At 70.8% G+C, this 26870-nt stretch carries 26 protein-coding genes, 2 tRNA genes and 1 pseudogene; 19 read left to right on the top strand and 10 right to left on the bottom strand.

The annotated features are described in order from the left end of the window. The first annotated feature begins 39 nt into the window (after positions 1 to 39). The 10 genes from A4U64_RS24480 (at position 40) to A4U64_RS24435 (ending at position 10549) form a co-directional block, all read left to right on the top strand. On the top strand, positions 40 to 3141 hold the full coding sequence (locus A4U64_RS24480; protein ID WP_185713365.1) for an ATP-binding protein: 3102 nt from the start codon (positions 40 to 42) through the stop codon (positions 3139 to 3141). Further along, positions 3138 to 3554: a roadblock/LC7 domain-containing protein gene (locus tag A4U64_RS24475; RefSeq protein ID WP_006934478.1), complete on the top strand. Its 417-nt coding sequence runs from the start codon at positions 3138 to 3140 to the stop codon at positions 3552 to 3554. Before A4U64_RS24480 ends, A4U64_RS24475 begins: the two co-directional genes overlap by 4 nt. Before the next feature lie 13 nt (positions 3555 to 3567). Next, positions 3568 to 3942, top strand: coding sequence for a DUF742 domain-containing protein (locus tag A4U64_RS24470; protein WP_006934479.1), 375 nt, complete (start codon positions 3568 to 3570; stop codon positions 3940 to 3942). A 13-nt stretch (positions 3943 to 3955) separates the two neighbouring features. Continuing rightward, the gene (locus tag A4U64_RS24465) at positions 3956 to 4510 is read left to right on the top strand and encodes a GTP-binding protein (RefSeq protein WP_006934480.1); all 555 of its coding nucleotides are present in this window, start codon (positions 3956 to 3958) and stop codon (positions 4508 to 4510) included. After that, on the top strand, positions 4510 to 5346 hold the full coding sequence (locus A4U64_RS24460; protein ID WP_006934481.1) for an MHYT domain-containing protein: 837 nt from the start codon (positions 4510 to 4512) through the stop codon (positions 5344 to 5346). Before A4U64_RS24465 ends, A4U64_RS24460 begins: the two co-directional genes overlap by 1 nt. Before the next feature lie 157 nt (positions 5347 to 5503). Further along, positions 5504 to 6337, top strand: a complete 834-nt coding sequence (locus A4U64_RS24455) for an MHYT domain-containing protein (RefSeq protein WP_006934482.1) — start codon at positions 5504 to 5506, stop codon at positions 6335 to 6337. A 150-nt stretch (positions 6338 to 6487) separates the two neighbouring features. After that, positions 6488 to 8992, top strand: coding sequence for a DNA gyrase subunit A (gyrA, locus tag A4U64_RS24450; RefSeq protein WP_006934483.1), 2505 nt, complete (start codon positions 6488 to 6490; stop codon positions 8990 to 8992). Beyond that, positions 8993 to 10189 carry a DUF3566 domain-containing protein gene (locus A4U64_RS24445; RefSeq protein WP_043799099.1) on the top strand — a complete coding sequence of 399 codons (1197 nt, stop codon included), beginning with the start codon at positions 8993 to 8995 and terminating at the stop codon, positions 10187 to 10189. A 75-nt stretch (positions 10190 to 10264) separates the two neighbouring features. Next, positions 10265 to 10338, top strand: a tRNA-Ile gene (locus tag A4U64_RS24440). 138 nt (positions 10339 to 10476) lie between these two features. Continuing rightward, a tRNA-Ala gene (locus A4U64_RS24435) sits at positions 10477 to 10549 on the top strand. 68 nt (positions 10550 to 10617) lie between these two features. Here A4U64_RS24435 and A4U64_RS24430 read toward each other — a convergent pair. Genes A4U64_RS24430 through A4U64_RS24410 form a run of 5 tightly spaced genes read right to left on the bottom strand, consistent with a single transcriptional unit; the run spans position 10618 to position 14151 of the window. After that, a complete protein-coding gene (locus A4U64_RS24430) occupies positions 10618 to 11070 on the bottom strand; it encodes a MarR family winged helix-turn-helix transcriptional regulator (RefSeq protein WP_006934485.1) in 453 nt (150 codons plus the stop codon). Beyond that, a complete protein-coding gene (locus tag A4U64_RS24425; protein ID WP_029546812.1) occupies positions 11067 to 11678 on the bottom strand; it encodes a type 1 glutamine amidotransferase family protein in 612 nt (203 codons plus the stop codon). Before A4U64_RS24425 ends, A4U64_RS24430 begins: the two co-directional genes overlap by 4 nt. 54 nt (positions 11679 to 11732) lie before the next feature. Beyond that, positions 11733 to 12320 carry a TetR/AcrR family transcriptional regulator gene (locus A4U64_RS24420; RefSeq protein WP_029546813.1) on the bottom strand — a complete coding sequence of 196 codons (588 nt, stop codon included), beginning with the start codon at positions 12318 to 12320 and terminating at the stop codon, positions 11733 to 11735. Between the two features lie 17 nt (positions 12321 to 12337). Beyond that, on the bottom strand, positions 12338 to 13024 hold the full coding sequence (locus A4U64_RS24415; RefSeq protein ID WP_006934488.1) for an ABC transporter ATP-binding protein: 687 nt from the start codon (positions 13022 to 13024) through the stop codon (positions 12338 to 12340). Then, positions 13021 to 14151 carry an FtsX-like permease family protein gene (locus A4U64_RS24410; protein WP_006934490.1) on the bottom strand — a complete coding sequence of 377 codons (1131 nt, stop codon included), beginning with the start codon at positions 14149 to 14151 and terminating at the stop codon, positions 13021 to 13023. Before A4U64_RS24410 ends, A4U64_RS24415 begins: the two co-directional genes overlap by 4 nt. 117 nt (positions 14152 to 14268) lie before the next feature. On the opposite strand from A4U64_RS24410, the gene A4U64_RS24405 reads away from it, so the two are divergent. The 4 genes from A4U64_RS24405 (at position 14269) to A4U64_RS24390 (ending at position 17645) form a co-directional block, all read left to right on the top strand. Beyond that, a complete protein-coding gene (locus A4U64_RS24405) occupies positions 14269 to 14769 on the top strand; it encodes a hypothetical protein (RefSeq protein ID WP_029546814.1) in 501 nt (166 codons plus the stop codon). Positions 14770 to 14846: 77 nt separating this feature from the next. Then, positions 14847 to 15356, top strand: coding sequence for a copper chaperone PCu(A)C (locus tag A4U64_RS24400; protein WP_006934494.1), 510 nt, complete (start codon positions 14847 to 14849; stop codon positions 15354 to 15356). Further along, complete coding sequence (locus A4U64_RS24395) at positions 15349 to 16533, top strand: Dyp-type peroxidase (protein WP_029546815.1); 1185 nt, start codon at positions 15349 to 15351, stop codon at positions 16531 to 16533. The genes A4U64_RS24400 and A4U64_RS24395 overlap by 8 nt, the downstream gene beginning before the upstream one ends. Positions 16534 to 16685: 152 nt before the next feature. Beyond that, positions 16686 to 17645 carry a R2-like ligand-binding oxidase gene (locus tag A4U64_RS24390; RefSeq protein WP_006934498.1) on the top strand — a complete coding sequence of 320 codons (960 nt, stop codon included), beginning with the start codon at positions 16686 to 16688 and terminating at the stop codon, positions 17643 to 17645. A gap of 27 nt (positions 17646 to 17672) precedes the next feature. Here A4U64_RS24390 and A4U64_RS24385 read toward each other — a convergent pair whose 3' ends face one another. Beyond that, positions 17673 to 18869 (bottom strand): hypothetical protein, encoded by a 1197-nt coding sequence (locus A4U64_RS24385; RefSeq protein WP_065923251.1) that lies wholly within the window; start codon positions 18867 to 18869, stop codon positions 17673 to 17675. Positions 18870 to 19024: 155 nt separating this feature from the next. Here A4U64_RS24385 and A4U64_RS24380 point away from each other — a divergent pair. Further along, positions 19025 to 19309, top strand: a pseudogene (locus tag A4U64_RS24380) (alpha/beta-hydrolase family protein); the annotation flags it as partial. Between the two features lie 24 nt (positions 19310 to 19333). Here the strand turns inward: A4U64_RS24380 and A4U64_RS24375 are convergent. Continuing rightward, entirely contained in the window at positions 19334 to 20014 is a 681-nt protein-coding gene (locus tag A4U64_RS24375; protein WP_029546818.1) for a hypothetical protein, read from the bottom strand. 187 nt (positions 20015 to 20201) lie between these two features. Here A4U64_RS24375 and A4U64_RS24370 point away from each other — a divergent pair, with 187 nt between their 5' ends. Further along, on the top strand, positions 20202 to 21488 hold the full coding sequence (locus A4U64_RS24370) for a lipase family protein (RefSeq protein WP_029546819.1): 1287 nt from the start codon (positions 20202 to 20204) through the stop codon (positions 21486 to 21488). Positions 21489 to 21581: 93 nt separating this feature from the next. Here the strand turns inward: A4U64_RS24370 and A4U64_RS24365 are convergent, their stop codons facing one another. Next, complete coding sequence (locus A4U64_RS24365; RefSeq protein ID WP_029546820.1) at positions 21582 to 23525, bottom strand: acyl-CoA dehydrogenase family protein; 1944 nt, start codon at positions 23523 to 23525, stop codon at positions 21582 to 21584. A 242-nt stretch (positions 23526 to 23767) separates the two neighbouring features. Between A4U64_RS24365 and A4U64_RS28635 the strand changes: the two genes are divergently transcribed. Then, entirely contained in the window at positions 23768 to 23935 is a 168-nt protein-coding gene (locus tag A4U64_RS28635; RefSeq protein ID WP_196813341.1) for a hypothetical protein, read from the top strand. Positions 23936 to 23948: 13 nt separating this feature from the next. Here A4U64_RS28635 and A4U64_RS24360 read toward each other — a convergent pair whose 3' ends face one another. Further along, positions 23949 to 24842 carry an alginate biosynthesis protein AlgP gene (locus A4U64_RS24360; RefSeq protein WP_232334133.1) on the bottom strand — a complete coding sequence of 298 codons (894 nt, stop codon included), beginning with the start codon at positions 24840 to 24842 and terminating at the stop codon, positions 23949 to 23951. A gap of 89 nt (positions 24843 to 24931) precedes the next feature. Here A4U64_RS24360 and A4U64_RS24355 point away from each other — a divergent pair, with 89 nt between their 5' ends. Together A4U64_RS24355 and A4U64_RS24350 are read left to right on the top strand one after the other, a co-directional pair. Next, positions 24932 to 25459 (top strand): peptidylprolyl isomerase, encoded by a 528-nt coding sequence (locus tag A4U64_RS24355; RefSeq protein ID WP_006942206.1) that lies wholly within the window; start codon positions 24932 to 24934, stop codon positions 25457 to 25459. Between the two features lie 19 nt (positions 25460 to 25478). Further along, entirely contained in the window at positions 25479 to 26405 is a 927-nt protein-coding gene (locus A4U64_RS24350) for a rhomboid family intramembrane serine protease (RefSeq protein ID WP_006942204.1), read from the top strand. On the opposite strand, the gene A4U64_RS24345 is transcribed toward A4U64_RS24350, so the two are convergent. Next, a complete protein-coding gene (locus A4U64_RS24345) occupies positions 26390 to 26860 on the bottom strand; it encodes a PH domain-containing protein (protein ID WP_065923249.1) in 471 nt (156 codons plus the stop codon). The genes A4U64_RS24350 and A4U64_RS24345 overlap by 16 nt on opposite strands. Positions 26861 to 26870 lie beyond the last annotated feature (10 nt).

Raw genomic sequence — 26870 nt, 5'->3', positions numbered from 1 at the left:
GGTCGGCGGCGGAAACCGGGTGGAAAGTGAGCTGTGAAGATGAGTGACGAATCGCCACCTCGGCAGCGGTGGTGGAACATCGAAGGGTGGGGCCTTCGCTGGAAGGTGACCGCCGTTCTCGCCGTTCCCGTGACCGTGGCAATGGTGCTGGGCGGCCTGCGCGTGCAGCAGGAGCTCTCCAACGCCGTCCACTTCTCGTCCGCTGCCGACCAGGTGGCCGTCGTGCCCGACCTCGTCGACTTCGGTACCGCCTTCGGTACCGCCTCCGCGACGCTGGCCGCCGGCACCGGCATCACGAACGAGATCGAGAACCTCGACGCGACACTGGAACGCGTCCGGGCGGTGTCCCAGAATCCGGAGCTGGATCCGGTCATCGCCGCGGACCTCACCCGCACCGTGGCCGCCGCCGAGGCGCTGCGAGACCGTATCGCGGCCGGCAACATCCCGCTCCCCGAGCTCAACGAGCAGACCAATGCCATCCGCAAGGACCTGATCCGCATCGTCGAGGCGATCGTCGAGCCGATCGAGGATCCGTCCGTGCTCGCCGAGGGCACCCGGCTCGTCGACGCCTGGGCGTCGCAGCGCTACCTGTTCGATCAGGTGATGGGCATCGTGGCGATCCTGCGGGACCCGGACCAGCCGGGCACCACCCTGGTGTCCGCGTCCGGCTCCGAGCTCGCCATGCTCGAGACGCTCGCCCGGTCGTATCCGGCGTCCGACGCCCAGATCCAGGAGCTGCGCAACGGCGTCGCCGAGCGCACCGCGATGATCGACGCCGCCGGCGACGGGCCGCTGCCCATCCTGAACCTGCGCTCGTCGCTGCTGCAGAGCGTCGAGGTCTACGGCACCCTCATCGACGAGGCGTCCGACGCGATCAGCGAGACCGTTCTCGCCCGCGCCTCCGACACCCGCTCCGCCGCCCTCCGCGACACCGCGATCGTGCTCGGTGCCCTGCTCGCCGCGCTCGTCCTGGCGCTTCTCGTGTCGCGGTCGCTCGTCGGCCCGATCCGCCGCCTGCGCTACGGCGCTCTCAAGGTCGCCCGGCAGGAACTCCCCGACGCCATCGACCGCATCAAGGTGGGTGACAACGTCGAGGACATCGAGTTCACGCGGGTCCCGGTGCACACGACCGAGGAGGTCGGCCAGCTCGCCCGCGCCGTCGACGACATGCACGGGCAGGCCCTGCGCCTCGCCGGCGAGCAGGCCCACCTCCGCCTGCAGATCAACGACATGTTCGAGACCCTCGCCCGGCGCAGCAAGTCGCTCGTCGAGCAGCAGCTCGGCCTCATCGAACGACTCGAGTACGAGGAGAAGGATCCGGCCCGGCTCGAGAGCCTGTTCCGACTCGACCACCTCGCGGCGCGCATGCGCCGTAACGGCGACAACCTGCTGATCCTCTCGGGCACCCGGATGCGGCGCGGCCACTCCGCGCCCGTACAGCTCGGTGACATCCTGCGTGCCGCGATGTCCGAGGTGGAGGACTACCAGCGCGTCCAGATCGGCTCGACGCCGGAAGGCGCACTCAGCGGCACGGTCGCCACGGACATCGTCCACCTGCTCGCCGAGCTCGTCGACAACTCGCTGCGGGCGTCCCCGCCGGACAGCACCGTGACGTTCAGCTTCGCCCGGGCCGTCGACGGTGGCCTGCTCGTCGAGATCGCCGACCGCGGTATCGGGATCCCGGCCGAGGAACTCGACGCGATCAACGAGCGGCTTGCTCTCGGTGGCGAGGTCGGTCCCGACACCGCCCGCCACATGGGTCTGTTCGTGGTCTCGCGCCTCGCGGCGCGGCACGGCCTCACCGTGCGGCTGCGCCCGACGTTCGACACCGCACGCAACCCGGGCATCACCGCCAGCGTCCACATTCCCGACGTGCTCCTCGTCTCGCCGCTCGCCCTGTCGCAGACCGGGCCGCAGCCGCGCATGGGCGAGGACGGCCGTCCGGCCGAGGCCCTGGCTCCGCGGCCGCCGCGCGACGTCGCGGCCCCGGCCCTGCCGGAACGCACCCCCGCGCCGGAATCGCCGCTGCCGCAGCGCCAGCCGGCACCCGTTCCTCCGGAGCCATCCGCGGGTCTGCCGCAGCGCCAGCCGGGGACCACTCCCGGTCTGCCGCAGCGCCGCCCCGGCTCGACTCCCGGTCTGCCGCAGCGTCAGCCGGGTGTCACCCCGGGTCCTGTGCCGCGCCAGCCCACGCCGCTGTCGGAACTGCCCCGACGGCAACCCGGTCCGACGCCGGTCCTGCCGCCGCGCCGCTCGGAGACGGTCTCGTCTGCTCCTGCTCCCGCCGCGGCCGCTCCGGCCTCGCCCGAGTCGGCTCCGTCGTCCGCGGGCAGCGGTCTGCCGCAGCGCCGGCCGGGTGCCACGCCGGGCCTGTCGCCGCAGCCGGCTCCGGCCACCGCGGGCAATGGTCTGCCGCAGCGCCGGCCGGGTGCCACGCCGGGCCTGTCGCCGCAGCCGTCCGCTGCTGTGCCGGGCAGCGGTGCGTCGGGGAACGGTGCGTCGGGGAACGGTGCGTCGGGCAGCGGTGCGTCGGGCAACGGTCTGCCGCAGCGCCGCCCTGGGAGCACTCCCGGGCTGCCGACGCCGCCGGCCGCCGCCGATTCCTCCCTGCCGCAGCAGCATTTCGAGCAGTCCGCAGACCCGGCCGCCGCGTCCGCCGGCCACGGCAGCGCAGCAGCCGACGGGCAGCCGGGCCGCGCCGCACGGCATCGGTACCGGACGAACCCGGCCAAGACGGCCGCGTTCTTCCAGCCGCGCCCCGACGTCAACTCGCTGCGTCCGGGTGCCGGCACGCCGATCTTCGCCGACATGATGTCGAGCTGGCTCGTCGATCCGACGAGCCTGCCGGAGGACCGTCGGCCGGAGTGGAACTCGCGGGCGGACGTCGGTTGGAGGGCCGCCCAGGAGGCGGCGCAAGCCCCGGTGGAGCAACTCACCACCGCGGGTCTTCCGCGACGTGCACCCGGTCATAGGCTGGTGCCCGGTGCGGTCGCCTCCCCGGCGACCGGATCTGTGCCGGCTGTTCGGCGGCGCGACCCGGAGGCCATCCGGGCCAACCTGAGCCGTCACCAGCAAGGGGTTCGCAACGGGCGGGCCTCCGCGCACGCGTCCACCCAGACCGACGAACAGGGAGTTCGATGAACATTGACCATGGATCCGACGTAACTCGTCCTCTGGACTGGTTGGTGTCGAACTTCGCGCGCGAGGTTCCCGGCGTCTCCCACGCCGTGCTCGTGTCCGCGGACGGCCTCCTGATGGCGGCCAGCGCACACCTGCCTGTCGACCGTGCCGAGCAGCTCGCTGCCGTCACGTCCGGCCTGGCCAGCCTGTCCAACGGCGTGTCCCAGCTCTTCGAGGGCGGCGGAGTGCTCCAGTCCGTCGTGGAGATGCAGCACGGTTACCTGCTGCTGATGAGCGTGGGTGACGGCTCGCACCTTGCGACCCTGACCGCCTCGGAATGCGACATCGGACAGGTCGGTTACGAGATGGCACTCCTGGTCGATCGTGTGGGGGCGTCGGTCGAGGCCACTCCGCGCATCGGTCTGGGGTCCTGACGTCGAGGTGGCCATGGAAGAACGCAAGCCGGAGTCGCCGCCGGCCCAGCCCAGTCTGGTCCGGCCGTACTCACTGACTTCGGGACGGACCAGCCCCGCGGTCGAGCTGGCGTTGGAGGCACTGATCCAGGTCCTCCCGGGCACGGACGACCGTGCCCGGGACCTGGACAACATCAATGCCACGATCGTGGCTTTGTGCAGAGAGTCCCCGTCGGTCGCCGAGATCGCGGCGCGGGTGGGTGTGCCGATCGGGGTGGCGCGCGTACTCGTGGCGGATCTCGTCGAAGCCGGGCACGTACGGATCCTGGCCACCCTGAAAGACGATTCGAGCGACGCGGAGCGTCGTGAGCTGATTGAAAGGGTCCTCAGTGGACTTCGCGAACTCTAACTCCCCGAAGCGGGTGACCTCGACGAAGATCGTGATCGCCGGGGGCTTCGGTGTCGGCAAGACCACGTTGGTGGGGGCGGTCTCGGAGATCGTTCCGCTGCGCACCGAAGCGCTGGTCACCAACGCCAGCGACGGCGTCGACAACCTGAGCGCGACGCCGCAGAAGGCCACCACGACCGTCGCGATGGACTTCGGCCGGATCAGCCTCGCCGAGGATCTCGTGCTGTACCTGTTCGGTACGCCGGGGCAGCACCGGTTCTGGTTCATGTGGGACGACCTGATCCGAGGTGCGATCGGTGCCATCGTGCTCATCGACACCCGGCGTCTGGACGAGAGTTTCGCGGCGGTCGACTTCTTCGAGGCCCGGAACCTGCCGTTCATCGTCGCGATCAACGAATTCGACGACGCCCCGCGGTACCCGACCGAGGACATCCGTCAGGCCCTCGCGGTCTCGGCGGACGTGCCGATCGTCTCGATCGACGCTCGGCAGCGCGAGTCCGCCAAGTCGGCGCTCGTGACGGTCACCGAGTACGCGCTGCGCAAGCTGCATCAGCCGGTAGCGCCCTGATGGACACGCACGTGCACCTGTTCGGCATGGGCACGTGGGTGATCGTCCTGGCGTACGCGACGTCGGCGATCGGGTTGCTCGTGGGACTGGCCAGTGCCCGCAAGTCGCTGTCCGCCGGTTCGGAACGGGCGCGGCTGTACTGGCTGATGCGAGCCGCGCTCTCGACCGGGGGCGTCGGGGTGTGGCTGGCGCACTTCCTGCCGATGGCGGGTTTCACGGTGGACGGCAGCATCATCCGATACGACCTGCTCGGCATCGTCTTCTCGATGGCGGTGGCGCTGGTGTCCGCCTTCGTCGCCATGGTGGTCGTGCAGCCGAAGCGGGTGTCGCGCCGGGCCCGGCCGTCGCGCGGTGCCGTGGCGGCACGGCTGCTGGGCGGGTCGCTGGTCCTCGGCGCCGGGATCGCCGGCGTGCACTACTCGATCATGTGGGCGATGGAACTGCAGGGCACCGTCGCATACGACCTGACCTACGTGGCGGCGTCCGTGGTGGCGGCTTGCCTTACCGCGGTGGTGGTCCTGTGGCTGGTCACGGTCGCCGACAGCAGGTGGATGCGGATCGGCGGCAGCATCTTCGCCGGCGCGGCGGTGATCGGCGTGCACTTCCTCGCGATGGCGGCGGTGCAGGTGACGGTGGATCCGGCGACCGCGGCCCCGTCGGGGGTCGAGGTGTTCGCCGTCCTCTTCCCGGTGTTCGTGCTCGGCATGCTGATCCTGACGGTCCCGATCATGGCGTTGCTCATGGCTCCCGACCGGGTGGCGGCCGCACTGGAGGCCGAGGCCGAGGCGTGGGCGCAGCAGCACAGCCCGGCCGATCCCCGGCGTCCGGCCACCTGAGCGCACGGGGGCGGGACCTGCCCCCGTGCGAATTACATCGATGCGATACGCTCCGATCGCTGTCGAGGGGGCGAAGTCGCAGCCCGTATCGATTCGGTGTGGCGCGCCACCGCACGAGTGCGGACCGACTTCCGCGTGCCACGCTCAGAAGGTCACGATGTCGCACGAAATGCACCACTTCTCCATGGGGATGTGGGTGTTCTTCCTCGCCTATGCCACCTCCGTCGTCGGATCGTTCGTCGGGCTCTCCTGCGCTCGCCAGGCGCTGATCGCCCCGACCGGCCGCGGCCACCGCCGCTGGATGGCCATGGCCGCCCTGTCCGTCGGCGGTGTGGCCGTCTGGCTCATGCACTTCATCGGGATGATGGGCTTCGACGTCCCGGGTACCGCGGTCCGTTACGCGCTGGGACCGACCGTCTTCTCCGTCGCGCTGTCGGTGGCCGCCACCTGGTTCGGGCTCTGGCTCGTGAGCTCCCGCGCCGCGTGGGTGAACCGCGTCCCGTCTCTCGTCCGCCTGTTCGTCGGCGGCGTCGGGATGGGCCTGGCGGTCAGCCTCATGCACTACAGCGGCATGTGGGCCATCCGGATCCAGGGCTCGCTCGAGCACGACACGGCGTTCGTCGTGGCCTCGGTGGCCATCGGTGTCGTCGCGGCCACGGTCGCCCTGTGGCTCGCGCAGGCCGCGGACCGGTGGACGCTCCGGGTACCGGCCGCCCTGCTCATGGGCTGCGCGGTCGTGGCGCTGCACTACACCGGCATGGCCGGTGTGCGCGTCCAGGTCGACCCGACCGTCCCGCTGCCGGCGGGCCAGACCGTCACCGCCCTGCTGTTCCCCTCCTTCGTGCTCGGCATCGTCGTTCTCACCGTGCCCATCGCGGCGCTGCTGCTCGCGCCCAGCCGGAGGGATCTGGCACTGGAACAGGAGTTCGCCCGCTGGACCACCGACGACGACGGCACCGACTCGTCGCGGACCGTTCCGGCGCGATCGTGACGCGAATTCCGGGCGACGTGCAGGGTCGGTCGAGCGGAATCGCCGCATCGGTCGGTGTGCGAGCTGACCTGCACCTATAGACTCGTGTGGTTGCGAGACGCGCGCCGGGCGGAAGCCCGCGGCGTTCGAGCCGAGTAGAAGAAGGAGCTCATGACCGACACCACGTTGCCGCCGGAGGGGCCGGGGCACGACCGCATCGAGCCCGTCGACATCCAGCAGGAGATGCAGAGCAGCTACATCGATTACGCGATGAGCGTGATCGTGGGCCGCGCCCTGCCCGATGTGCGGGACGGTCTCAAGCCGGTGCACCGCCGCGTCCTGTACGCAATGTACGACAACGGGTTCCGCCCGGACCGCGGCTACGTGAAGTCGGCACGTGCCGTCGCCGAGACGATGGGCAACTACCATCCGCACGGCGACGCCTCGATCTACGACACGCTCGTGCGACTCGCGCAGCCGTGGTCGATGCGCTACCCGCTCGTGGACGGCCAGGGCAACTTCGGTTCCCGCGGCAACGACGGTGCGGCCGCGATGCGGTACACCGAGTGCCGGCTCACGCCGCTCGCGATGGAGATGCTGCGGGAGATCGACCACGAGACGGTCGATTTCCAGCCGAACTACGACGGCCGCACGCTCGAGCCGGTGGTTCTCCCCAGCCGTATCCCCAACCTGTTGATCAACGGTTCCGGCGGCATCGCGGTGGGCATGGCCACCAACATCCCGCCGCACAACCTCCGTGAGGTGGCCGAGGCGATCTACTGGGCGCTCGAGAACTACGAGGCCGACGAGGAAGCCACCCTGGCGGCCGTCATGGAGCGCATCAAGGGGCCGGACTTCCCGACGGCGGGCCTGATCGTCGGCGGCCAGGGCATCAAGGACGCGTACACCACGGGCCGCGGCTCGGTGCGGATGCGCGGTGTCGTGGAGATCGAGGAGGACGCCCGGGGGAAGACCTCCATCGTCATCACCGAACTGCCGTACCAGGTCAACCCGGACAACCTGATCACCTCGATCGCCGAGCAGGTCCGGGACGGCAAGATCGCCGGCATCTCCGACATCCACGACGAGTCGTCGGACCGTGTGGGCATGCGCATCGTCGTCACCGTCCGCCGTGACGCCGTGGCGAAGGTCGTCCTCAACAACCTCTACAAGCACACGCAGCTGCAGACCGGCTTCGGCTGCAACATGCTCTCGATCGTCGACGGCGTGCCGCGCACCCTGCGGCTCGACCAGATGATCCGGTTGTACGTCAACCATCAGGTCGAGGTCATCGTCCGCCGGACGCGGTACCTGCTGCGCAAGGCGGAGGAGCGGGCCCACATCCTGCGCGGACTCGTCAAGGCGCTCGACGCGCTCGACGAGGTAATCGCGCTGATCCGCGCCTCGGCGACGGTGGAGGACGCGCGCACCGGCCTGATCGGGCTGCTCGACGTCGACGAGATCCAGGCCGACGCGATCCTGGCGATGCAGCTGCGCCGCCTCGCCGCTCTGGAACGACAGAAGATCGTCGACGAACTCGCCGAGATCGAGCGCGAGATCGACGACCTCAAGGACATCCTCGCCAAGCCCGAGCGCCAGCGCGCGATCGTGCGGGACGAGCTGAAGGAGATCGTCGACAAGTACGGCGACGACCGTCGCACACGCATCGTCGCGGCCGACGGCGACGTCTCCGACGAGGACCTCATCGCCCGCGAGGACGTGGTCGTCACCATCACCGAGACCGGCTACGCCAAGCGCACCAAGACCGACCTGTACCGGTCCCAGAAGCGTGGCGGCAAGGGCGTCAAGGGTGCCGACCTCAAGCAGGACGACATCGTCAAGCACTTCTTCGTGACGTCCACGCACGACTGGCTGCTGTTCTTCACCACCAAGGGCCGGGTGTACCGGGCGAAGGCCTACGAGCTGCCGGAGGCCAACCGCACCGCGCGCGGCCAGCACGTGGCCAACCTGCTGGCCTTCCAGCCGGACGAGCGGATCCAGGGCGTCATCCGGCTCAAGTCCTACGAGGACGCCCCGTATCTGGTGCTCGCGACCCGCAACGGCCTGGTCAAGAAGTCGCGCCTGTCGGACTTCGACTCCAACCGGTCCGGCGGCATCGTCGCGATCAACCTGCGCGGTGACGACGAACTGGTCGGCGCGGTGCTGTGCTCGTCGGACGACGACCTGCTGCTGGTGTCCGCGAAGGGACAGTCGATCCGTTTCGCGGCGAGCGACGAGGCGTTGCGGCCGATGGGCCGGGCGACCTCAGGTGTGCAGGGCATGCGGTTCAACGAGGACGACGCCCTGCTCTCCCTCAACGTGGTCCGCGAGGGCACGTACCTGCTGGTCGCGACGTCCGGCGGGTACGCCAAGCGCACCCCGATCGAGGACTACATGGCGCAGGGCCGCGGCGGCAAGGGCGTGCTGACCATCCAGTACGACCGCAAGCGTGGCACTCTGGTCGGAGCGCTCATCGTGGACGACGACGACGAGCTGTACGCGATCACCTCGGGCGGTGGCGTCATCCGGACCCCCGCGAAGCAGGTGCGCAAGGCCGGCCGACAGACGAAGGGTGTGCGGTTGATGAACCTGGGGGAGGGGGACACGTTGCTGGCGATCGCACGCAACGCCGACGAGCCCGAGGAGAGCGCCGTACTCGAAGCGAAGGAGTCGTAAGTGAGCACTCCCCAGGGACCGAACGGGGCCGAGCAGGGGCCGCCCGCTCAGCCGCCGAAGGGACAGAACGGACGAGAGGTGCCCGGGAAGCAGGCTCCCGAGGTGAAGCCGGAGGGCGCTGCGGCGCCGTCGGATGCGCCGGGTGCCGCCCGGAACCCCGCCGCGGGAGCGAACCCGGGCGCGCCGGCCGACGGCGCGGCGAAGCAGGGTCCCGCCACGCCGGAGAGCGGGACGTCGCCGGCGGGGCGTCCCGGGCAGCAACGGCCGGGTGGGCCCCCCACGCCGCCGTGGCAGCGCGGGAGTCAGCAGGAGGCGCCGCAGAACGTGCCGCAGACGAATCTGGCCCGCCCGGGTCAGACGTCGTCCTCGACCGGGCGTCCCGCGGTGCCCACCTCGGGCGGCGCTGTGGGTGACAAGACCGCCACGCGGCCCGGGGGTGACAAGACCGCCACGCGGCCCGGCGGCGCGGCCCCGACCGGATCGGCGCAGCCCGCAGGGCAGCAGCCGGGCCCGGCGAAGCCGGCGGCGGCTCGCCCCGGCGTGAATCCGGCCGGCGGCCGGTCCGGTGCCGCGACGCCGCCGACCCGCCCGGTGGTCACCGGCACGGCGGCCGCCTCGATGAACGCGCCCACGACGGGGATGCCGGGTGCGGACCGGTCGGCGGCCAAGACGAAGGCGGCCGTCATCGACGGTCCCACGCGGCACATCGAACGCAAGGACCTGGCGAAGGACCTGCCGGACCTGTCGACGGTGAAGCATCCGCTGCCGTCCGCGCCGGCCGAGGAATCCGCGGCTGCGCAACCGGCTGCCGTGGTGGCGGCCGCGGCCCGGGTCCCGGGTGAGCCGCTGCGGGCGACCGTGCAGCTGCGCCGCATCGATCCGTGGTCGATGCTGAAGATCTCCTCGGTGATCTCCGTCTCGTTGTTCTTCGTGTGGATGGTCGCCGTGGGTCTGCTGTACGGCGTGCTCGCGGGCATGGGCGTGTGGGAACGGCTCAACAGCGCCTTCACCGACATGGTGTCCGACACCGGTGGGGGTGGCCTCATCACCGCCGGCCAGGTCTTCGGGTACGCGACGGTGATCGGGCTGGTCAACACGATCCTGCTGACCGCTCTGGCCACCCTGGGGGCGTTCATCTACAACCTGTGCACCGACCTCGTCGGGGGCGTGCAAGTCACCCTCGCAGACCCGGACTGAGCTGGGAAAACGTGACCCCGCCGAGCCGATTTTGGACTTCGCGGCTCGGTGGGGTAGTGTTCCAACTCGGTTCGAGGGCCTATAGCTCAGGCGGTTAGAGCGCTTCGCTGATAACGAAGAGGTCGGAGGTTCAAGTCCTCCTAGGCCCACTCCCCGTGCCGAAAGGGCAGCGAGCATGAAGGTTCTTCTCACTGTGGGAACCGTGGTGCTGGTGGCCGTCGGACTCGCTCGGATGTTGCGGAGCGAGGACGAATGGCACGAGGTCACCGGCCGCTGAGGCGGCAGACGGGGCCTTAGCTCAGTTGGTAGAGCGCTGCCTTTGCAAGGCAGATGTCAGGAGTTCGAATCTCCTAGGCTCCACAACGCACACTCGAATATCGACGACAGGCCCGGACATCACGGATGTCCGGGCCTGTCGTCGTGCCCGGTCACTTCTCCTCGGCGAGCTCGTCGAGGACCGCCGAGAGCCGGCGCATCGCGGCCAGTGCGCCGGCCAGGACTTCCTCGCCCACGGCGTCGGCCAGGCGACGGGCGAAGGCGGCATGCGCCGGATCGATCCCGGACACCGCCTCGCGTCCCGCCGGGGTCGGCGCGACGAGCTTGGCGCGCCGGTGGGCCGGGTTGGGCAGGTACTCGGCGAGGCCTCGCTCGACCAGCAGGTCGGCGATCCGCTGCACGCTCTGGCGGGTGATCCCCATCGCGCGGGCGATGCCGGCGACCGGCAGGGGTTCGCGCAGCACGGCACCGAGGACCTGCCACCACGCCGCGGTGAGCCCGGCCGGGCGCGCGAGGGATTCGGCGACCTCGAGGAACTGTCCGTTGAGCCGGAACGACGTCAGAGCGAGGCCGCTGAGCAGTTCCTGTTCCGGGCGCTCGCTCATCCGGCCATGAGTTCGTAGAAGCCGGCGGGGTCGCGTCGGCCGTAGAGCTTGAACCAGGATTCGAGGACGTGCGGCTCGAACACCTCGAGGCATTCGAGGATCGCGCGGGCGAACTCGACCGGGGCGGTGGCACTCGCGGTGATCAGATTCCGGTCGGTGACGGCCGGTTCGTCGCGGTAGAGATCCCCGCCCGCGTAGCCCACACTCGCCAGGAACTCGGCGGCGTTGCTCGTGTGCGCGCGATCGTCGAGCAGGCCGGCGAGGGCGAGCCCGCCCGTGGCCCCGCAGATCGCGGCCACCGGGACCCCGGCCTCGAGGAAGTCGCGCGCCCGTTCGGCGAAGGGGGTGAACTGCTCGGTGTTCCAGATGTCGTTGCCCGCCAGGACGAGCATCGCGCTGTTCTCCGGCCGCACCTCGTCCAGGGTGGTGTCGGGGAGGATGCGGATTCCGCCCATGGTGGTGACGGGTTCGCGCGTGGCGCCGACGGTGGCGACGGCGTAGCGGCCGGGGTGCTTGTGCCAGAGGGGCTTGTTGATGTGGGCGATCGCATGGCCGACCTCCCAGTCGGCGAAGGTGTCGTACACGGCGACATGCACTGTTTCAGTCATGACAATATGCTGTCGATTTGACAGTCTATTGTCAATAGGGGCATCCGAAAGATGTCAACCCGTTTCACGTGAAACGTCGATGAGCTCGAGCAGATCGCGGACCGCCCGGCGGACCTCCTCCAGGTTCCGGCCGGATTCGATGAGTTCGGTGCCCTTGTGGACCACGGCGCCGACCAGTTCGGCGGCCAGTTCCGGATGCGTGGTCCCGTGCTCACGCAGGGCCTCGGCGAGGGGGAGCACGAGCTCGCGGTGCAGCGTCTGCATGCGTTCGTCGGTGAAGGCCTGCGGCGTGACCGTGGCGAGCGCTCCGACGAGCGCGTGCTCGCCCTCGGCGACGAGCCGGAGGTTGGCGTCGACGTACGCGAGTACCCGGCCGGCCGGATCGCCGGCCTCGTCCATGGCGGCGATCACCTTCGCGTTCCAGCGCGGGAACATGTCCTCGACGACCGCGCGCAGCAGATCCTCCCGCGACCGGAAGTAGTGGTAGACGCTGGAGCGGGCGAGCCCGGCCCGGGCCGCGACCTCGCCCAGGCTCGGCGGGCGCTCCGGCGACTCGGTCAACAGTGCGTGAGCCGCATCGAGGAGTGCCCGTAGTTGGGTTGCGCGATGCTCGGCGACGGTAGCCGCAGAGATCTTCGGCACGGGCCCTCCTCGTGCGGTCAGCCGCGGGCGTGCAGCCTGCCGTCCACCATCTCCAGGATGCGGTCGCAGTGCTCCAGCACGTCGTGGTCGTGGGTGACCATGATGCCAGCCACCCCCGCATCGTGGGTTTCCCGGGCAAGCAACTCGACCACCTCGTGGCTGCGGGTGCGGTCGAGGGCGGCGGTCGGTTCGTCGACGAGCAGCAGCGCCGGCCGCGAGACGAGGGCCCGGGCGATGCCGACCCGCTGGCGTTCGCCGCCGGAGAGCTGTCCGGGTCGCCGGTCGGCGCGATGGCTCATCCCGACCGCCCCGAGCAGCTCGTCCGGATCACGTCCGGGGCGACCGGTGATCTTCGGGACCAGCCGGAGCTGGTCGCGGGCGGTCAGGGCGGGAACGAGGTTCCCGGACTGGAAGACGAAGCCCACCCGCTCTCGCCGCAGCCGGGTCAGCGCCCGATCCGGCAGGGCGGAGACGTCGATCCCCGCCAGCGTGACGACACCCGTGGTGGGGCGGGTGAGACCGCCGGCGACGGCCAGCAGACTCGACTTGCCGGCGCCCGAGGGTCCGACGATCGCGACGAGCTCACCGGCGGCGACGTGCAGGTTCACGTCGTCCAGTGCCACGACGGTGTTGTCGCCGTCGCCGAAGCGGAGGGTGACTCCGGACAGGGCCAGGCCGGTGGTGGGGATGGTCGAGGTGGTCATCGGTTCTCTCCGAGTGCGGTGAGGGGATCGACGCGGGTGACGCGGACGACGGCAACGGCCGCGCCCAGCAGTCCCAGCAGGACCAGGATCGCGGCGCCGGACGCGACGGGGCCGGTCTCGAGCGCGAACGGCATGCCGCTGCCCTCGAGGCCCGACCCGAGGCCGAGGCCGAGGAGGACTCCGACGGTCACCGACGCGAGGAGCACGACCGTCGCCTGTGCCAGGCCGTCGCGCAGGAGGAAACCCGTGGAAGCGCCCATGGCCCGCAGCACGGCCAGTTCCCGGGAGCGCTGGACGGTCCAGATGCTGAAGAAGGCGCCGACGACGAGGGCGGAGATCGCGTACAGGAAGCCCTTGATGAGGGACATCGTCATCATCTCGGCGGAGTAGCCGGGGGAGGCGTCGAAGGATTCCTCGAGGGTCTTGGCGGCGGTGCCGGCGGCGGCATCGCCCGCGGCGAGGTCGGGCAGCCGGTCGTCGACACCCCGGACGGCGACGACGCTCGCCTCGGTGTAGACGCGCGGATCGGGTAGCTCGCCGGCCCGCGTGCCGGCGTGGATCGCCTGCCAGGTTCGCAGCGGCAGGTAGGCGACGTCGACGTGGCCGAAGGTGCGCTTGTCGGCGGTGAAGCCGGCGACCGTGAGTTCGGTGCCGAGGCGCTCGAGGACGATGGTGTCGCCGACGGCGATGCCCGCCTCGCGCACGGTGTCGCTGACCAGGATGTCGGTGTCGCCGGTGAGGGGACGCCCCTCGGCGGGCGCCGGTTCGAGGAACGAGCCGGGTTCGACGCCGAAGAGGGTGAGGTCGACCGGTGTGCCGGACGCGGTCCGGGCGTTGACGATGGCATTGCCGAGCAGCGCGGCGTCGGCGACGTCCGGCCGGGCGCGCCACGCGGCGGCCTGGTCCTCGGTGACGACGGATCGCGAGAACGCCGAGTCGGTGCGGGTGCCCTCGGCGAAGGCGAAGGCCTGGACCGGGGTGCGCTGGAGGGCCGAGACGCCGTCTGCCACGAGGCCGGAGGACAGGCCGGACAGGATGACCATCAGCACCGCCACCAGGGCTACGACGGTTCCCATGAGGAGGAAGCGGGTGCGCGCGAACCATAGTTCGCGCAGCGCGAGGAACATGTGGGCTCCTGAGGAAGATTTTATCGACGGACAGTCGACATCTTATCGACAATGTGTCGGCAAGTTCTGTGAGGCCGGTTACTACTTCCGGTAGTAGGAGGCGCGTATCCTGGCTGCATGTCTGCCGAGAAGGACTTCGCCGCACGCGTGCGCGGCGCCTTCGTCGGCGGCATGTCGGGGGCGGTGAGCATCGCCGCCCATGCGCTCGCCGGCGGGGCCGCGCCGGGACAGGCATCCGCGGTGTTGCTGCTCGCCGCCGCGGCCGCGGTGGGTCTGCTCGCCGCGGGCACGCGCCTGCCGATCGTCGGCGTGCTGGCCGCCGGGCAGGTGGTGGGCCACGGTGTCCTCTCCCTCGACACGGGACACGTCCACGTCCCCGGCGCGGGCATGCTGGCCGCCCACACGGCCGCGATCGTCGTCGCGGCGCTGCTCGTCCGCGGCGCCGAACACGGCTGCCGCGTCGGGCTCACCGCGGTGCGGCGCGCGAGTGTGCCGCCGTTCGCGCCGGCGCCCGTCGCCGTTCCCGGCTGGACGCCCGTCGCACACCATCCCCGGGTGCGGCGCGGCCTGCTCGTCGCCGCAGGTCTCGGCACCCGAGGTCCTCCCCACACGGTCTGATCCCAGCCCACCTCACGGTCACCGCTACGCGGGACCGCGCGCACGCGTGCGCACCCGGACCGATTTCGGAGAACCTCATGAAGAAGACCCTGTTCCTCGCTGCCGCCGCGGCCGCGACCCTGTTCGCCGCCGGATGCTCGTCCGACGAGCCGGCCGCCGCCTCCGCGGACTCGCTCACCGTCTCCTCGGCGTGGGCGAAGGCCGCCGAATCCGGCATGACCGGTGCTTTCGCCGAGCTCGAGAACACCGGCGACTCCGACATCCACATCGTCTCCGCCGCCAGCCCCAGCTCGGCCCGCACCGAGATCCACGAGATGGCGGCCGGCGACGGCGGCGCCATGGTGATGCGCGAAAAGGAGGACGGCCTGGTCATTCCCGCGCACAGCACCCACTCCCTCGCGCCCGGCAACGACCACCTGATGCTGATGGACCTCGTCGAGCCCGTCCTGCCCGGCACCGAGGTGACCTTCGAGCTGACCTTCGAGGACGGCTCGACCACCGAGTTCACCGCGCAGGTCCGCGACTTCTCCGGCGCACGGGAGAACTACCAGCCGAGCGCCGGCATGGGGGCGAACCACGGTGGCTGAGCTGAGCCGGCGGCGCCTCCTCGGGGGCGGCGCCGCCGTCCTCGGCGTCGCGGGCATCGGCGCGGCCGGGATCGGGACGGGCCTCGGCTATGCCGCCACGCGGGAGCCCGAGCCCACCGGCGGGCGCACCGTCGCCTTCCACGGCGTGCACCAGGCCGGCATCGACACCGAACCGCAGGCCTTCGCCGCGTTCGTCGCCCTGGATCTGCGCCCGGGCCTCGACCGGCGGGCGCTCGTCGGGATCATGAAGGTGTGGGCCGAGGACGGCCGCCGGCTCACCGAGGGCAGCCCTGCCCTCGGCGACACCGAGCCCGAACTCGCCCACGATCCCGCGCGGCTGACCGTGACCGTCGGATTCGGTCCCGCCGTGTTCGACGCGGCCGGCCTGGCGGCGCAGCGGCCCGAGTGGCTGCGGCCGCTGCCCGCGTTCTCGATCGATCGCCTCGAGGAGCGCTGGTCGGGCGGTGATCTGCTGGTGCAGGTCTGCGCCGACGACCCGGTCACCGTCTCGCACGCGACCCGCACGCTCGCCAAGAGCGTGCGGTCGCTGGCCACCGTGCGCTGGGTCCAGCGCGGGTTCCGCAACGCGGCGGACACCAAGCCCGCCGGCACCACGATGCGCAACCTCATGGGCCAGGTCGACGGCACGGTCAACCCGGCCGCGGGAAGCACGGACTTCGACCGGCAGGTGTGGAATCCCGGAACCCCGGCCTGGCTGGCCGGGGGCACGTCCGTGGTGGTGCGGCGTATCCGCATGGAACTCGACACGTGGGACGAGCTGGACCGGCCGGCCCGTGAACTCGCCGTGGGCCGGGACCTGGCCTCGGGGGCGCCGTTGACCGGCAACCGGGAGCACGACGATCCGGACTTCGCCGCCACCGACGTGCACGGCATTCCGGTGATCCCCCCGGAATCGCACGTCGCGCGGGCGCGGCCCCGGAACGCGAACGAGCGGTTCCTGCGGCGCGGCTACAACTACGACGACCCGGACGGCGCCGGGCTGCTGTTCGCGTCGTACCAGGCCGACGTGGACGCCCAGTTCGTTCCGGTGCAGCAGCGGCTCGCCGAGCACGACGCGCTGAACCCGTGGATCACGCCGATCGGGTCGGCGGTGTTCGCCGTCCCACCCGGATTCGGCCCCGGCGGATATCCGGGGGACACCCTGCTCGAGGGCTGACGGGCAGCGCTCCCGGCCGGGATCTGCTCGACGATCCCGGCCGGGGGTCCGTCATACCTACAGTTTGTATGGTTCCCGTCACGCCCCGCCGAAATGGCGCTACCGTCGAGATGGACACGCGTCCATCCGGGCGAGGGAAGGCGGGCACGCTCATGACCACAGCACTGCCGGAACGTCAGGGCTTCGGAACGCTGCGCGCGGGAGGTCTGCACTGGGACGCCTTCCCGCTGCGGCTGTTCGCGAAGGGTAACGCGAAGTTCTGGGATCCGCTCGAGCTGGACTTCAGCCGGGACGCGGCCGACTGGAACGAGCTCAACAGCGAACAGCACCGCAGCGCCACCTATCTCGTCGCGCAGTTCGTGGCCGGCGAGGAGGCCGTCACACAGGACATCCAGCCGTTCCTACGGGCGATGGCCGCCGAGGGCCGGCTCGGCGACGAGATGTACCTGACCCAGTTCTGCTTCGAGGAGGCCAAGCACACCCAGGTCTTCCGCCTGTGGATGGACGCGGTGGGCCTGACCGCGGACCTGCACTCCTACGTCGCGGACAATCCGTACTACCGGCAGCTGTTCTACGAGGAACTGCCCCATTCGTTGCGCGTCCTCGAGACCGATCCGAGTCCTGCCAATCAGGTCCGCGCCAGCGTCACCTACAACCACGTCATCGAGGGCAGTCTCGCCCTCACCGGGTACTACGCCTGGCAGAAGGTGTGCACGAAACGCGGAATCCTGCCCGGCATGCAGGAACTCGTGCGCCGGATCGGCGACGACGAACGCCGGCACATGGCGTGGGGCACGTTCACCTGCCGCCGCCACGTCGCAGCCGACGACTCGAACTGGGATGTCGTACAGCAGCGCATGGGGGAGTTGCTGCCGCTGGCGCTCGGCATGATCCAGTGGGTCAACGACCAGTTCGAGGAGCAGCCCTTCGGCCTCGACCCCGACGAGTTCGTCGCCTACGCGGCCGACCGGGCCCAGCGGCGGCTCGGGGCCATCGAATCCGCGCGCGGCCGGCCGGTCGAGGAGATCGACCTCGACTACAGCCCCGAGGTGCTCGAGGACAAGTTCGGCGCGGAGGACGCCGCGGAGCTGAACTCGCTCACGGAGGGCTGAACTCCGCGGTAGTAACAATCCGAACGGTCAGAGCAGCGCGACGGCCGCGAAGGCCAGCAGCAGGATCACTGCCACCACGGCCCCGATCGCCGAGTAGTTCCTGCTCGGCCGCGTGGTGACGGTGGTGACCGTCGCCCCGAAGGCCTCGTCGGCGCTGCTGTCATCGGACCGGGTGTCATCGGACCGGGCGTCGCCGGACCGGGGGTCGGAGGCGGTCGTCGCCGGGACGGGTGCGGGGCTCCCCGGTGCGCCGGCCGCCCTGTCTCGTTCCGCGGCCGCCTCGGCCCGCGCTCGTTCGGCCGCTTCGAGTTCCCGGATACGTGGGATGCCACCGGTGAGGACGTCGGTGACGTCGTACGACGGTGGCAGTCCGATCCGCGCCTTGACCACGCGCGCGGGCGTGAAACCCGCCGCCAGGATGGCGGCACCGAGGGCGGCGGTCTGCTCGGGGCCGGGGCCGACGAGAGTGCGCACGCCGAGTTTCGCGGCGAGGCTGTCCGCGATGGACTGCACATGCGAGCGGTCGCGCGCGACGAACCCGTCGCCCATCACCACCACGGCGTCGAGGTTGTGCGAAAGCCAGCCGAACGCGCCGAGCGCGGTAGCCAGCTGGGCCGCGGGAGACGGGGCGCTCTTGGCGGCGAAGCGGAACGCCTTGCCGGCCGACACACCGGAGCGCACGAGATTGACGGTCGAGCCGCCGTCGTCGACGTGGAAGATGCCGACGAGTTGTCCGGGGGTCTCCGAGATCTCCGACGCGTACCAGGTGGCCGCGGCCTCGGCGTCCGAGACGAGGGCGATGTGCCGCAGATCCGCGTAGTCGAGCGCGGCCCGCAGCGCGGCCACCGTGGACTGGTCCCACCGCGACGGGTAGGTGGCGGTGACAGCGGGCAGACCCCCGTCGGGCCCGCCGTCCGGCGGCAGCGGCTGGCACTCGTGCAACAGGCAGGCGATCGCCGTGGCCATCGAGTCCTCGGCCCGGTAGATGCGCCCGTCACTGGCGGTGACGCCGGCGGGATCGCCGACGCGGCCGAGGAAGCCCGACAGGTAGCGGGCCTCGCCGGCGGGATGCGGGGCGCCGCCGAGGACGGTGGTGCCGTCGGAGTCGATGTGCAGGACGGTGTCACGGGCTATGACGACGGGATCGGGGCTGCCGGGGTCGTTGGAGGCGAGCACCGCGGTGGACACCACGCTCCCGATCCGGAGACCGACTCCCACAGCCATGTCACACCTCCCGTAGACAACGATCGGCGTACATCTTGCTACCGACTCGGCCACGTCCGGGGAAGCCGCGCCGTAGGACCGCGCGGGAGATTGCCGTGCCCACTAGGATCCGCGCGTGACGTAAGCACAGCCCGTATGCCCCTGCGGTTACCAGGCCGATCACCCGGTGGTCGTTCGCGCTGCTGCTGCGGGAGCCGGACTGGTTGCGGGAGCCGCTCGGCCCGGATGTGGATCCGGGCATGCGGTGGCTGCCCTTCGGCACGTTCTGGCAGGTCACGCTCGACATGGTGTTCTCCGCCGACGTCCCGTCCGGGTTCGGCCACGCCTACGGGCCGGAGGCCGCGCAGTTGTGGGCGGACATCCTCGCCCCCGACGGCTGGGACGACGCGGTCACCCACCGGGTGCAGAACGCCCTGCCCGCCCAGCCCGGCGACGAGTGACGCCGCTCCGTCGCCGTGGCACCGTCAGGTTCTCGGCCGGAACGCCCGCCGGGGCGGGAACGCCTGCCGGGCGTGGGTCAGCAGGAACACGCTGATCACGATCACCCACGCCGGGAAGACGAGCGTGAGCCACAGCGCCTCGGTCACCGCGAACAGCAGAACCAGGGCGAGCAGGTACGTGGGTAGGACCAGCCATCGGGGCATGAGTCCGGTGCGCAGCCAGATGGTGGCCAGCGAGATCATGAAGACCGCGGCCATGCGGATCGAATAGACGTTGCTGATCTGCAGGATCAGCGCGTGCGCGAAGGCGGCGGATTCCTGGGCGGGCACCGCCTCCGCCCGGTCCGCCAGGAACAGCCCGCCGGCGCTGGCCATCGTGACGAGGATCAGCGCCAGGAACAACAGGCCGCTACCGACGAAGACCGTCGAGAAGAACTGGTCCTCGAGGTCTCCCAGCCGGTGCCGGAGCGCACCGATGAACCACAGGAACGCGATGCAGGCGAACTGGGCCAGCGTCAGCGCCACGGTGAGCCGTGAGCGGCCGGCGTCCAGCCACTCGGTGCTGCCGAAGGGATCGGCGGGGATCGCCTGACGGATCAGGACGATGCTCGTCGCGAACAGGACGGCGAACACGATCCCGACGACGGCGGCGGTGTGCGGTGTGGTCAGTCGGTGCAGTTGCGGTTCGCTGCGCTCCCCGGTCATGACCGGATTGTCCCCGACCAGCGGCGATGCCCGGGGGCGAACGACGGACCGCGGTGCGAATCGGGGTTCGCGAGCCCCCGGATCACGTACTTACGCGCCGGTAAGTTAGGTGTTACAGTGCGTACCGCTTGTGTCGTCCGACACACGGACAGCTACCTGTGAAGGGACCATGGGGATGGGGATGGGGATGGGGATCGCCAGACGGTGGATCGGCGCTGCGGCGACGGCCGCGGCCCTGACAGGAGCGATGCTTGCCACGCCGGCGACGGCGAGCGCGGATGCGAACTTCTACGATCCTCCGCTCGACCTGGTCGGAGCCTCCGGCGACGTCCTCCGCAGCGGGCCGTCCGACCTCTCCATTCGCGTCCCGTCGCCGCAGGGCGTGTTCCCCGCGCAGGGCACCCGGCTGCTGTACCGCAGCCTCGACGCCACCGGCGAACCCAGCGCCGTCGGCGGCACCTACCTCGAGCCGTCGCTGCCGTGGAACGGGCCGGGGCCGCGACCGCTCGTCGCCATCGCGCCGGGCACCCAGGGCCAGGGCGACCAGTGTGCACCGTCCAAGCAGCTGAACTCGCTCGTGTCCTACACCCCGCCGCTCGACCTGTTCACCGAGTACGAACTGCTCTCGATCAACACCATGCTGCTGCAGGGCATCGCCGTCGTCGTCACCGACTACGACGGGCTCGGCACACCGGGGCACCACACGTACGTCAACCGGCTCGCCGAGGCGCACGCGGTGCTGGATGCGGTCCGGGCGGCGCAGAGCCTGCCCGCCACGTCCATCACCCCCGACGGTCCTGTCGGCCTGTGGGGGTACTCCCAGGGCGGCGGTGCCGTGGCTGCGGCCGCAGAACTGCAGCCGACCTACGCGCCCGAGCTGAACGTCGTGGGGGCCTATGCCGGCGCGCCGCCCGCGGACCTCGAGGCCACGCTCAGCCAGGTCGACGGAACGGCGCTCACCGGCGTGATCGGCTACACGATCAACGGCCTCGGCGAGGCCTACCCCGAGCTCCGGGATCTCGTCGACGCCGAGGTCAACGACCGTGGACGCGAGATGCTGCATTCGGTGGCGAACCAGTGCGCGCCGGAGACGATCTTCCGTTACGGCTTCCAGCGCACGAGCGACTACACCCGCACGGGTGAACCGCTGAGCGTGGTCGTCGATCGGTTGCCGGAGGCGAAGGAAGCCATCGCCGCGCAGCGGATCGGACGTCTGCAGCCGTCGGTGCCGGTACTCGTGCAGCACGGGACGATGGACGACATCGTGCCCTACGGACAGGGTCGCCAGCTCGCGGCGGACTGGTGCGCCCTCGGCGCCACCGTCCAGTTCTCCCCGAACACCACCCCGCCCGTCCTGCCGGGCCTGGCCGTCAATCACGCGCTTCCTCTGGTCGCGGGGATGCCCGAGGCGGTCGCCTACCTGAACGACCGGTTCGCGAATCGGCCCGCCCCGTCCAACTGCGGCGCCTTCTGACCCACCACGGCGTTGGATCCGCCGCAAGGGGCGGTCAGCCGCGACAGCGATTGCTGTCGCGGCTGACCGGAGCCCGCGCGGCCGGCGGCCCGTTCACACCACCGGATGGTCGGCGCCGAGGAATCTGCGGGCGAGGTTCTGCTCCACCGACGGCCCGGGCGACCATTCGGCGATCCACGGGCCCGTACCCTCGCTGGGATCGATCACGCCCTTCTCCAGCCAGGTGTAGCGCCCGTCGAGGACGTCGGCCGTGAGCTGCCGGTCGGCATCGTCGGTGTGCGTCCACAACGCGGCGAACAGCGAGTCCACGCGGAGCTTCGCCTGGAGGCAGAAGACGTCGGCGAGTTCGTAGGCCGCGTCCGTATCGGGGTGGCCGTCGGTGTGGTACATCTGCGCCCGCACGCAACTCGCCGACATGGCGAACAGCTCCGCGCCGATATCGACGAGCCGCCCCAGGAAATTCTGCCGCCTCTCCAGACCGCCCTGCCACCGGGCCATGCCGTAGAACGTGGACCGAGCGAGCTTGCGTGAACACCGCTCCACGTAGCGCAGATGGTGTGCCAGGGGACCGAATTCGCCGTACGAGGTGGGTAGCTGGCCCCTGCCCGCCACCAACTGGGGCAGCCACTTGGCGTAGAAGCCGCTCGCCTTGGCGGCGGCCCGGGCCTTCGTGTCCAGAGTGGCTTTCGGATCCGCCAGCTCACCCGCCACCCGCAGGTGGGCGTCGACGGCTTCGCGGGCGACGAAGAGCCGCATGATCTCGCTCGAGCCCTCGAAGATCCGGTTGATCCGCAGGTCCCGCAGGAGCTGCTCGGCGGGCACCATCCGCTCACCCCGGGCCGCGAGCGACGCCGCCGTCTCGTAGCCGCGTCCCCCTCGGATCTGCATCAACTCGTCGGCGATCTCGCAGGCCACCTCGCTGGACCACAGCTTGGCCAGGGCCGCCTCGATGCGGATGTCGTTGCGGTCCTCGTCGCACATCTGGCCGGTCAGTTCCACCACGGCCTCGAGGGCGAACGTGGTGGCGGCGATGTATCCGATCTTGCCGGCGATCGCATCGTGCCGGCCCACCGGCCGACCCCACTGGACGCGGGTGCCGGACCATTCCCGGGCGATCTTGAGCGCCCACTTGCCCGCACCGGCGCACATCGACGGGATCGCGAGCCGGCCGGCGTTGAGGGTGGTCAGGGCGATCTTCAGGCCGTCGCCCTCGCGGCCGATGAGGTTCTCCTTCGGCACCCGCACCTTGTACAGCCGGGTGAGGCCGTTCTCGATCCCCTTCAGGCCCAGGAACGAGTTGCGGCGTTCGACGGTGATGCCCGGGGTGTTCGCCTCGACGACGAACGCCGAGATGCCACCGCGGTGGCCCTCGCTGCGCGGCACCCGCGCCATCACCACCAGCAGTTCGGCGACCACTCCGTTGGTGGTCCACAGCTTCAGGCCGTCGAGTTCGTACGCGTCGCCGTTCTCCACCGGCACCGCCGTCGAGGCGAGACGGGCGGGATCGGAACCCACGTCGGGTTCGGTCAGCAGGAAGGCCGAGATCGCCCCTCGCGCACACCGCGGGAGGAAAGCGCGTTTCTGTTCGGGTGTCCCGGCCAGCTTCAGGGGTTCGGGCACTCCGATGGATTGATGCGCCGACAACAGAACGCCCAGGCTCGGGTGGGCGCTGGCCACGAGCATCAGCGCGCGGTTGTAGGCCACCTGCGACAGTCCCAGGCCGCCGTACTCCTGGGAGATCTTCATGCCGAAGCAGCCGAGCTCGGCCAATCCGGCGACGTATTCGTCGGGGATCCGGGCCTCGCGCTCGATGCGGCTGCCGTCCACACCCTCGCAGAAGCGGCGAAGCTCTGCCAGGAACCCTTCGGTACGGGCCTCCTCGTCGGGGGTGGGCCGCGGGAACGGATGGATGAGGTCGAGGGTCAGACGTCCGAGAAACAACTCCTTTGCGAACGACGGCTTGTGCCAGGTGGTCTCGCGGGACTCCTCTGCGAGCGCGCGCGACTGTTCCTCGCTGGCGTGTACCTGTTGTGCCATGTGATGCCTCCCCGATAGGACTGCTACCGGCGAGTATCCACCTGTTCTGTGATGCACATCACGCGATTCGGCGGATCGGTACCCATGAGTAACCGACGGCGCGGGGGTGGGGCGGATCACGGTCCGACGGGGCTGCCGGCGCGACAGAGCCCCCGCCCGTGTCCGTAGGCTGGACATGTCATCGACGACGTACCCGAGCACCTCCACCTTCCCGCTCGCGCGGACCACCGCTGGAGGCCGACATGGAATTCCTCGCGTCCGTACCTGTTGTGCTGCTGTTGACCGTCCTGATCTATGTCGTGACCGGCCGGATCGTCGACCTGGAAGTGCGCGTCACCGAACGACAACTGCAGAAGGAAGGGCAGGCCGCGATCGACGCGACCTGCCCCGGATCCGATTCCGTCCCGTGACCCCGGGCGGAACTCAGTCCTGCTTCTTCGGGCCCCCTGCGGGACCGGCCGACGGCTTCGGTTTCGCCGCGGTTCCCTTGCTGCCGGCGGCCTCGCTCTTCGGCTCGGCGGCCGGCTTCGGAGCCGTTCCCTCCTTGGCCGCGTGCTTTCCGGTCGGGGGCGCCTCGGCCGTCCCCTTCGGGACGGTGGTGGGCTCGGCCGTCCCCTTCGTGGCGGTGGTGGGCTCGGCCTTCGGCGTCGCGGCTGCCGTCGGGGTCGCCTTCGGCGTCGGCGCGGGCACCGCGGGGGCAGCCGTCCCGCCCTCGGGCCGAGGTGCGGCCTTCCTCGTCGCGGCCGATTCGGGCTTCGGGGCCACGGCCTCGGGCGTCGCGGCCGGCCCGGGCTTCGCCTCGGGTGCGGCAGCCTCCGGCTTCGGTGCGCCAGCCTCCGGCTTCGGGGCGGCAGCCTCCGGCTTCGGTGCGGCAGCCTCCGGCTTCGGTGCGGCAGCCTCCGGTGTCGCGACCGGCCCGGGCTCGGGGGTGACCGGCTCGATCCGCGGCGGCTCCGGCGCGACCGGCGGATGATCCCCGAGACGGCTGCGGTAGAACACAACTCCGCCGGCGGCGACGACGCCGAGCGCGCCGACCGTCACCAGGATCCTGCGGCCCCGCCCGCGGGGTGCTGCCTCGATCGTCGCCGCGGCTCGCGCGCGGCGGCACTCCCGGCTTCCGGCCATGTTCCGGGCGAGGTCGAGACCCTTGCGGGCGACCAGCAGGCCGGTGAAGAGCGGCCCCCGCGCGAGGGCCGTAGCGCCCTGCCCTGCGAGCTTCAGGTAGCCACCGGCGCCCTCGGACTTCTTCGGGGGGCGCACGAGTTCGCTGCCGGCGCCGGACCCGATCTTGGTTCTGGACTCGCTCACACTCGTCATGTACCCACTTTTGCACAGCGGATCCCCGCGGCCGGGGTTCGCGAGACGGACCGCCCCGGTGTCGCAGACCCGGATGGCACGATGGAGGGGTGACTTCACCTCAAAAGACCGCAACCGCGACTCTGCACACCAACCGCGGCGACATCGTGATCTCGCTCTTCGGCAACCACGCTCCGAAGACGGTCGAGAACTTCGTCGGCCTCGCGAACGGCACCAAGGAGTACAAGACCCAGAACGCCAAGGGGGAGACCAGTGGCCCGTTCTACGACGGTGCGGTTTTCCACCGCGTCATCGACGGCTTCATGATCCAGGGCGGCGACCCGACCGGCACCGGTCGTGGCGGCCCGGGCTACCAGTTCGCCGACGAGTTCCACCCCGAGCTGCAGTTCGACCGCAGCTACCTGCTGGCCATGGCCAACGCCGGCCCGGGCACCAACGGTTCGCAGTTCTTCATCACCGTCGGGCCGACCCCCCACCTGAACCGACGCCACACCATCTTCGGTGAGGTCGCCGACGAGGCGTCGAAGAAGGTCGTCGACGCGATCGCCACGACGGCGACGGACCGCGCGGACCGCCCGGTCGAGCCCGTCGTCATCGAGAGCATCACCATCTCCTGAATCTCCGGAAGAGACCGATATGACGAACCCCGGCTGGGGCCACGCGGCCGGCGGGGGCGGCCACCCGCCCCAGCCGCGGTGCGTCCGGCATCCCGATCGCCCGACCCTGCTCTCGTGCAGCCGATGCGGGCGACCGGCCTGCCCCGACTGCCTGCGGCCCGCCGCAGTGGGTCAGCAGTGCGTCGACTGCGTCGCGGCCGCCCAGCGCGATGTCCCGCAGGCCCGCACCGTCGCGGGGGCGCCCATGCGGGCGCAGACGAACACCCCCCTCGTGACCTACATCCTGATCGCGCTGAACACCGCGATCTTCGCGATCACCGCCGCCCAGTCCGGCAGCGTGATGAACAACGAGCGCTCGTCGAGCCTGTTCTTCGAGTGGGCGCTGTGGCCGCCGATGATCGCGGTGCGCGACGAATACATCCGCGTGCTCGGCAGCGGGTTCCTGCACTTCGGTGTGCTGCACCTCGCGGTCAACATGTTCGCGCTGTACGTGATCGGGCGTGACACCGAACTCGTCCTCGGCCGGCTTCGGTACCTGGCCGTATACCTGGTGTCCATCCTCGGCGGATCCGCCGCGGTGATGCTGCTCCAGACCGACGCCGTGACCGCCGGTGCCTCCGGCGCCGTGTTCGGCCTGCTGGGCGCGCAGGCGGTGATCCTGATGCGGCTGCGGCGCAGCCCCGCGCCGGTGCTGATGATCGTCGTCCTCAACGTCGTCATCAGCATCACCATCCCGGGCATCTCCCTGTGGGGACACCTCGGCGGCCTGGCCGCGGGTGCGGCGGCGACGGCGGCGCTGTTGTTCGCGCCGCGGGCGCTGGGCGCGGGCGACGACCGTGCCCGCTTCGTCCGGACGGGCTGGCTCGCGCTGGCAGCCGTCACGGTGGTCACCGTGCTGGTCCTCGTGCTGGCGGTCCTGCGCCTGCGGGCTCAGCTCGGCGTCTGATCCGGCGCCAGCCCCCGCACCGCGAGCGCGTCGTACACCGTGCGGGGGTCGGTGCCCAGGTCCCAGCGCCCGAAGATCAGCAGCTGCTCGTCGCCGCGGGGATCGCGCACGTCGATCTCCAGCATCGGCACGCGACGGCCGAGCCGCGGATACGCGACGATCCGCACCCGCATCAGGGCCGCGCGGGGCAGCTCGCGTCGTCCCGACAGACGGGTGACGGCCAGCCCGGCGCCGTCCGGAAGCACCTCGAGCCGCGGACGCTGACGGACCGCGAGGGCCGCGACCGCGAACGCCACCACGGCCGCGAGCCCGACGAGCGTGCGACCGGCGGCATCGGCCGTCGTCGCCGCGGCGACGGCGAGCACAATGCCGCCCGCCGTGAGCGCGGCGATCGCGAGCGGGGGTGTGGACCAGCGGAGCGATTTAGCCGCCACGGGGAGCTTTCCCCAGTTCATCCACAGGTTT

Source organism: Rhodococcus sp. WB1 (assembly GCF_001700945.1).
GTDB classification, from domain to species: Bacteria; Actinomycetota; Actinomycetes; order Mycobacteriales; family Mycobacteriaceae; genus Rhodococcus; species Rhodococcus aetherivorans.
Note: the sequence above shows the minus strand (reverse complement) of the source record. Positions and strands in the feature narration are given on the sequence as shown.

Excerpts from the sequence above, each read along its gene's own strand:
- A4U64_RS24480 (WP_185713365.1), top strand. The coding sequence starts at position 40 with ATGAGTGACGAATCGCCACCTCGGCAGCGGTGGTGGAACATCGAAGGG.
- A4U64_RS24475 (WP_006934478.1), top strand. The coding sequence starts at position 3,138 with ATGAACATTGACCATGGATCCGACGTAACTCGTCCTCTGGACTGGTTG.
- A4U64_RS24470 (WP_006934479.1), top strand. The coding sequence starts at position 3,568 with ATGGAAGAACGCAAGCCGGAGTCGCCGCCGGCCCAGCCCAGTCTGGTC.
- A4U64_RS24460 (WP_006934481.1), top strand. The coding sequence starts at position 4,510 with ATGGACACGCACGTGCACCTGTTCGGCATGGGCACGTGGGTGATCGTC.
- A4U64_RS24455 (WP_006934482.1), top strand. The coding sequence starts at position 5,504 with ATGTCGCACGAAATGCACCACTTCTCCATGGGGATGTGGGTGTTCTTC.
- gyrA (WP_006934483.1), top strand. The coding sequence starts at position 6,488 with ATGACCGACACCACGTTGCCGCCGGAGGGGCCGGGGCACGACCGCATC.
- A4U64_RS24430 (WP_006934485.1), bottom strand. The coding sequence starts at position 11,070 with ATGAGCGAGCGCCCGGAACAGGAACTGCTCAGCGGCCTCGCTCTGACG.
- A4U64_RS24425 (WP_029546812.1), bottom strand. The coding sequence starts at position 11,678 with ATGACTGAAACAGTGCATGTCGCCGTGTACGACACCTTCGCCGACTGG.
- A4U64_RS24415 (WP_006934488.1), bottom strand. The coding sequence starts at position 13,024 with ATGACCACCTCGACCATCCCCACCACCGGCCTGGCCCTGTCCGGAGTC.
- A4U64_RS24410 (WP_006934490.1), bottom strand. The coding sequence starts at position 14,151 with ATGTTCCTCGCGCTGCGCGAACTATGGTTCGCGCGCACCCGCTTCCTC.
- A4U64_RS24405 (WP_029546814.1), top strand. The coding sequence starts at position 14,269 with ATGTCTGCCGAGAAGGACTTCGCCGCACGCGTGCGCGGCGCCTTCGTC.
- A4U64_RS24400 (WP_006934494.1), top strand. The coding sequence starts at position 14,847 with ATGAAGAAGACCCTGTTCCTCGCTGCCGCCGCGGCCGCGACCCTGTTC.
- A4U64_RS24390 (WP_006934498.1), top strand. The coding sequence starts at position 16,686 with ATGACCACAGCACTGCCGGAACGTCAGGGCTTCGGAACGCTGCGCGCG.
- A4U64_RS24385 (WP_065923251.1), bottom strand. The coding sequence starts at position 18,869 with ATGGCTGTGGGAGTCGGTCTCCGGATCGGGAGCGTGGTGTCCACCGCG.
- A4U64_RS24375 (WP_029546818.1), bottom strand. The coding sequence starts at position 20,014 with ATGACCGGGGAGCGCAGCGAACCGCAACTGCACCGACTGACCACACCG.
- A4U64_RS24370 (WP_029546819.1), top strand. The coding sequence starts at position 20,202 with ATGGGGATCGCCAGACGGTGGATCGGCGCTGCGGCGACGGCCGCGGCC.
- A4U64_RS24365 (WP_029546820.1), bottom strand. The coding sequence starts at position 23,525 with ATGGCACAACAGGTACACGCCAGCGAGGAACAGTCGCGCGCGCTCGCA.
- A4U64_RS28635 (WP_196813341.1), top strand. The coding sequence starts at position 23,768 with ATGGAATTCCTCGCGTCCGTACCTGTTGTGCTGCTGTTGACCGTCCTG.
- A4U64_RS24360 (WP_232334133.1), bottom strand. The coding sequence starts at position 24,842 with ATGACGAGTGTGAGCGAGTCCAGAACCAAGATCGGGTCCGGCGCCGGC.
- A4U64_RS24350 (WP_006942204.1), top strand. The coding sequence starts at position 25,479 with ATGACGAACCCCGGCTGGGGCCACGCGGCCGGCGGGGGCGGCCACCCG.
- A4U64_RS24345 (WP_065923249.1), bottom strand. The coding sequence starts at position 26,860 with ATGAACTGGGGAAAGCTCCCCGTGGCGGCTAAATCGCTCCGCTGGTCC.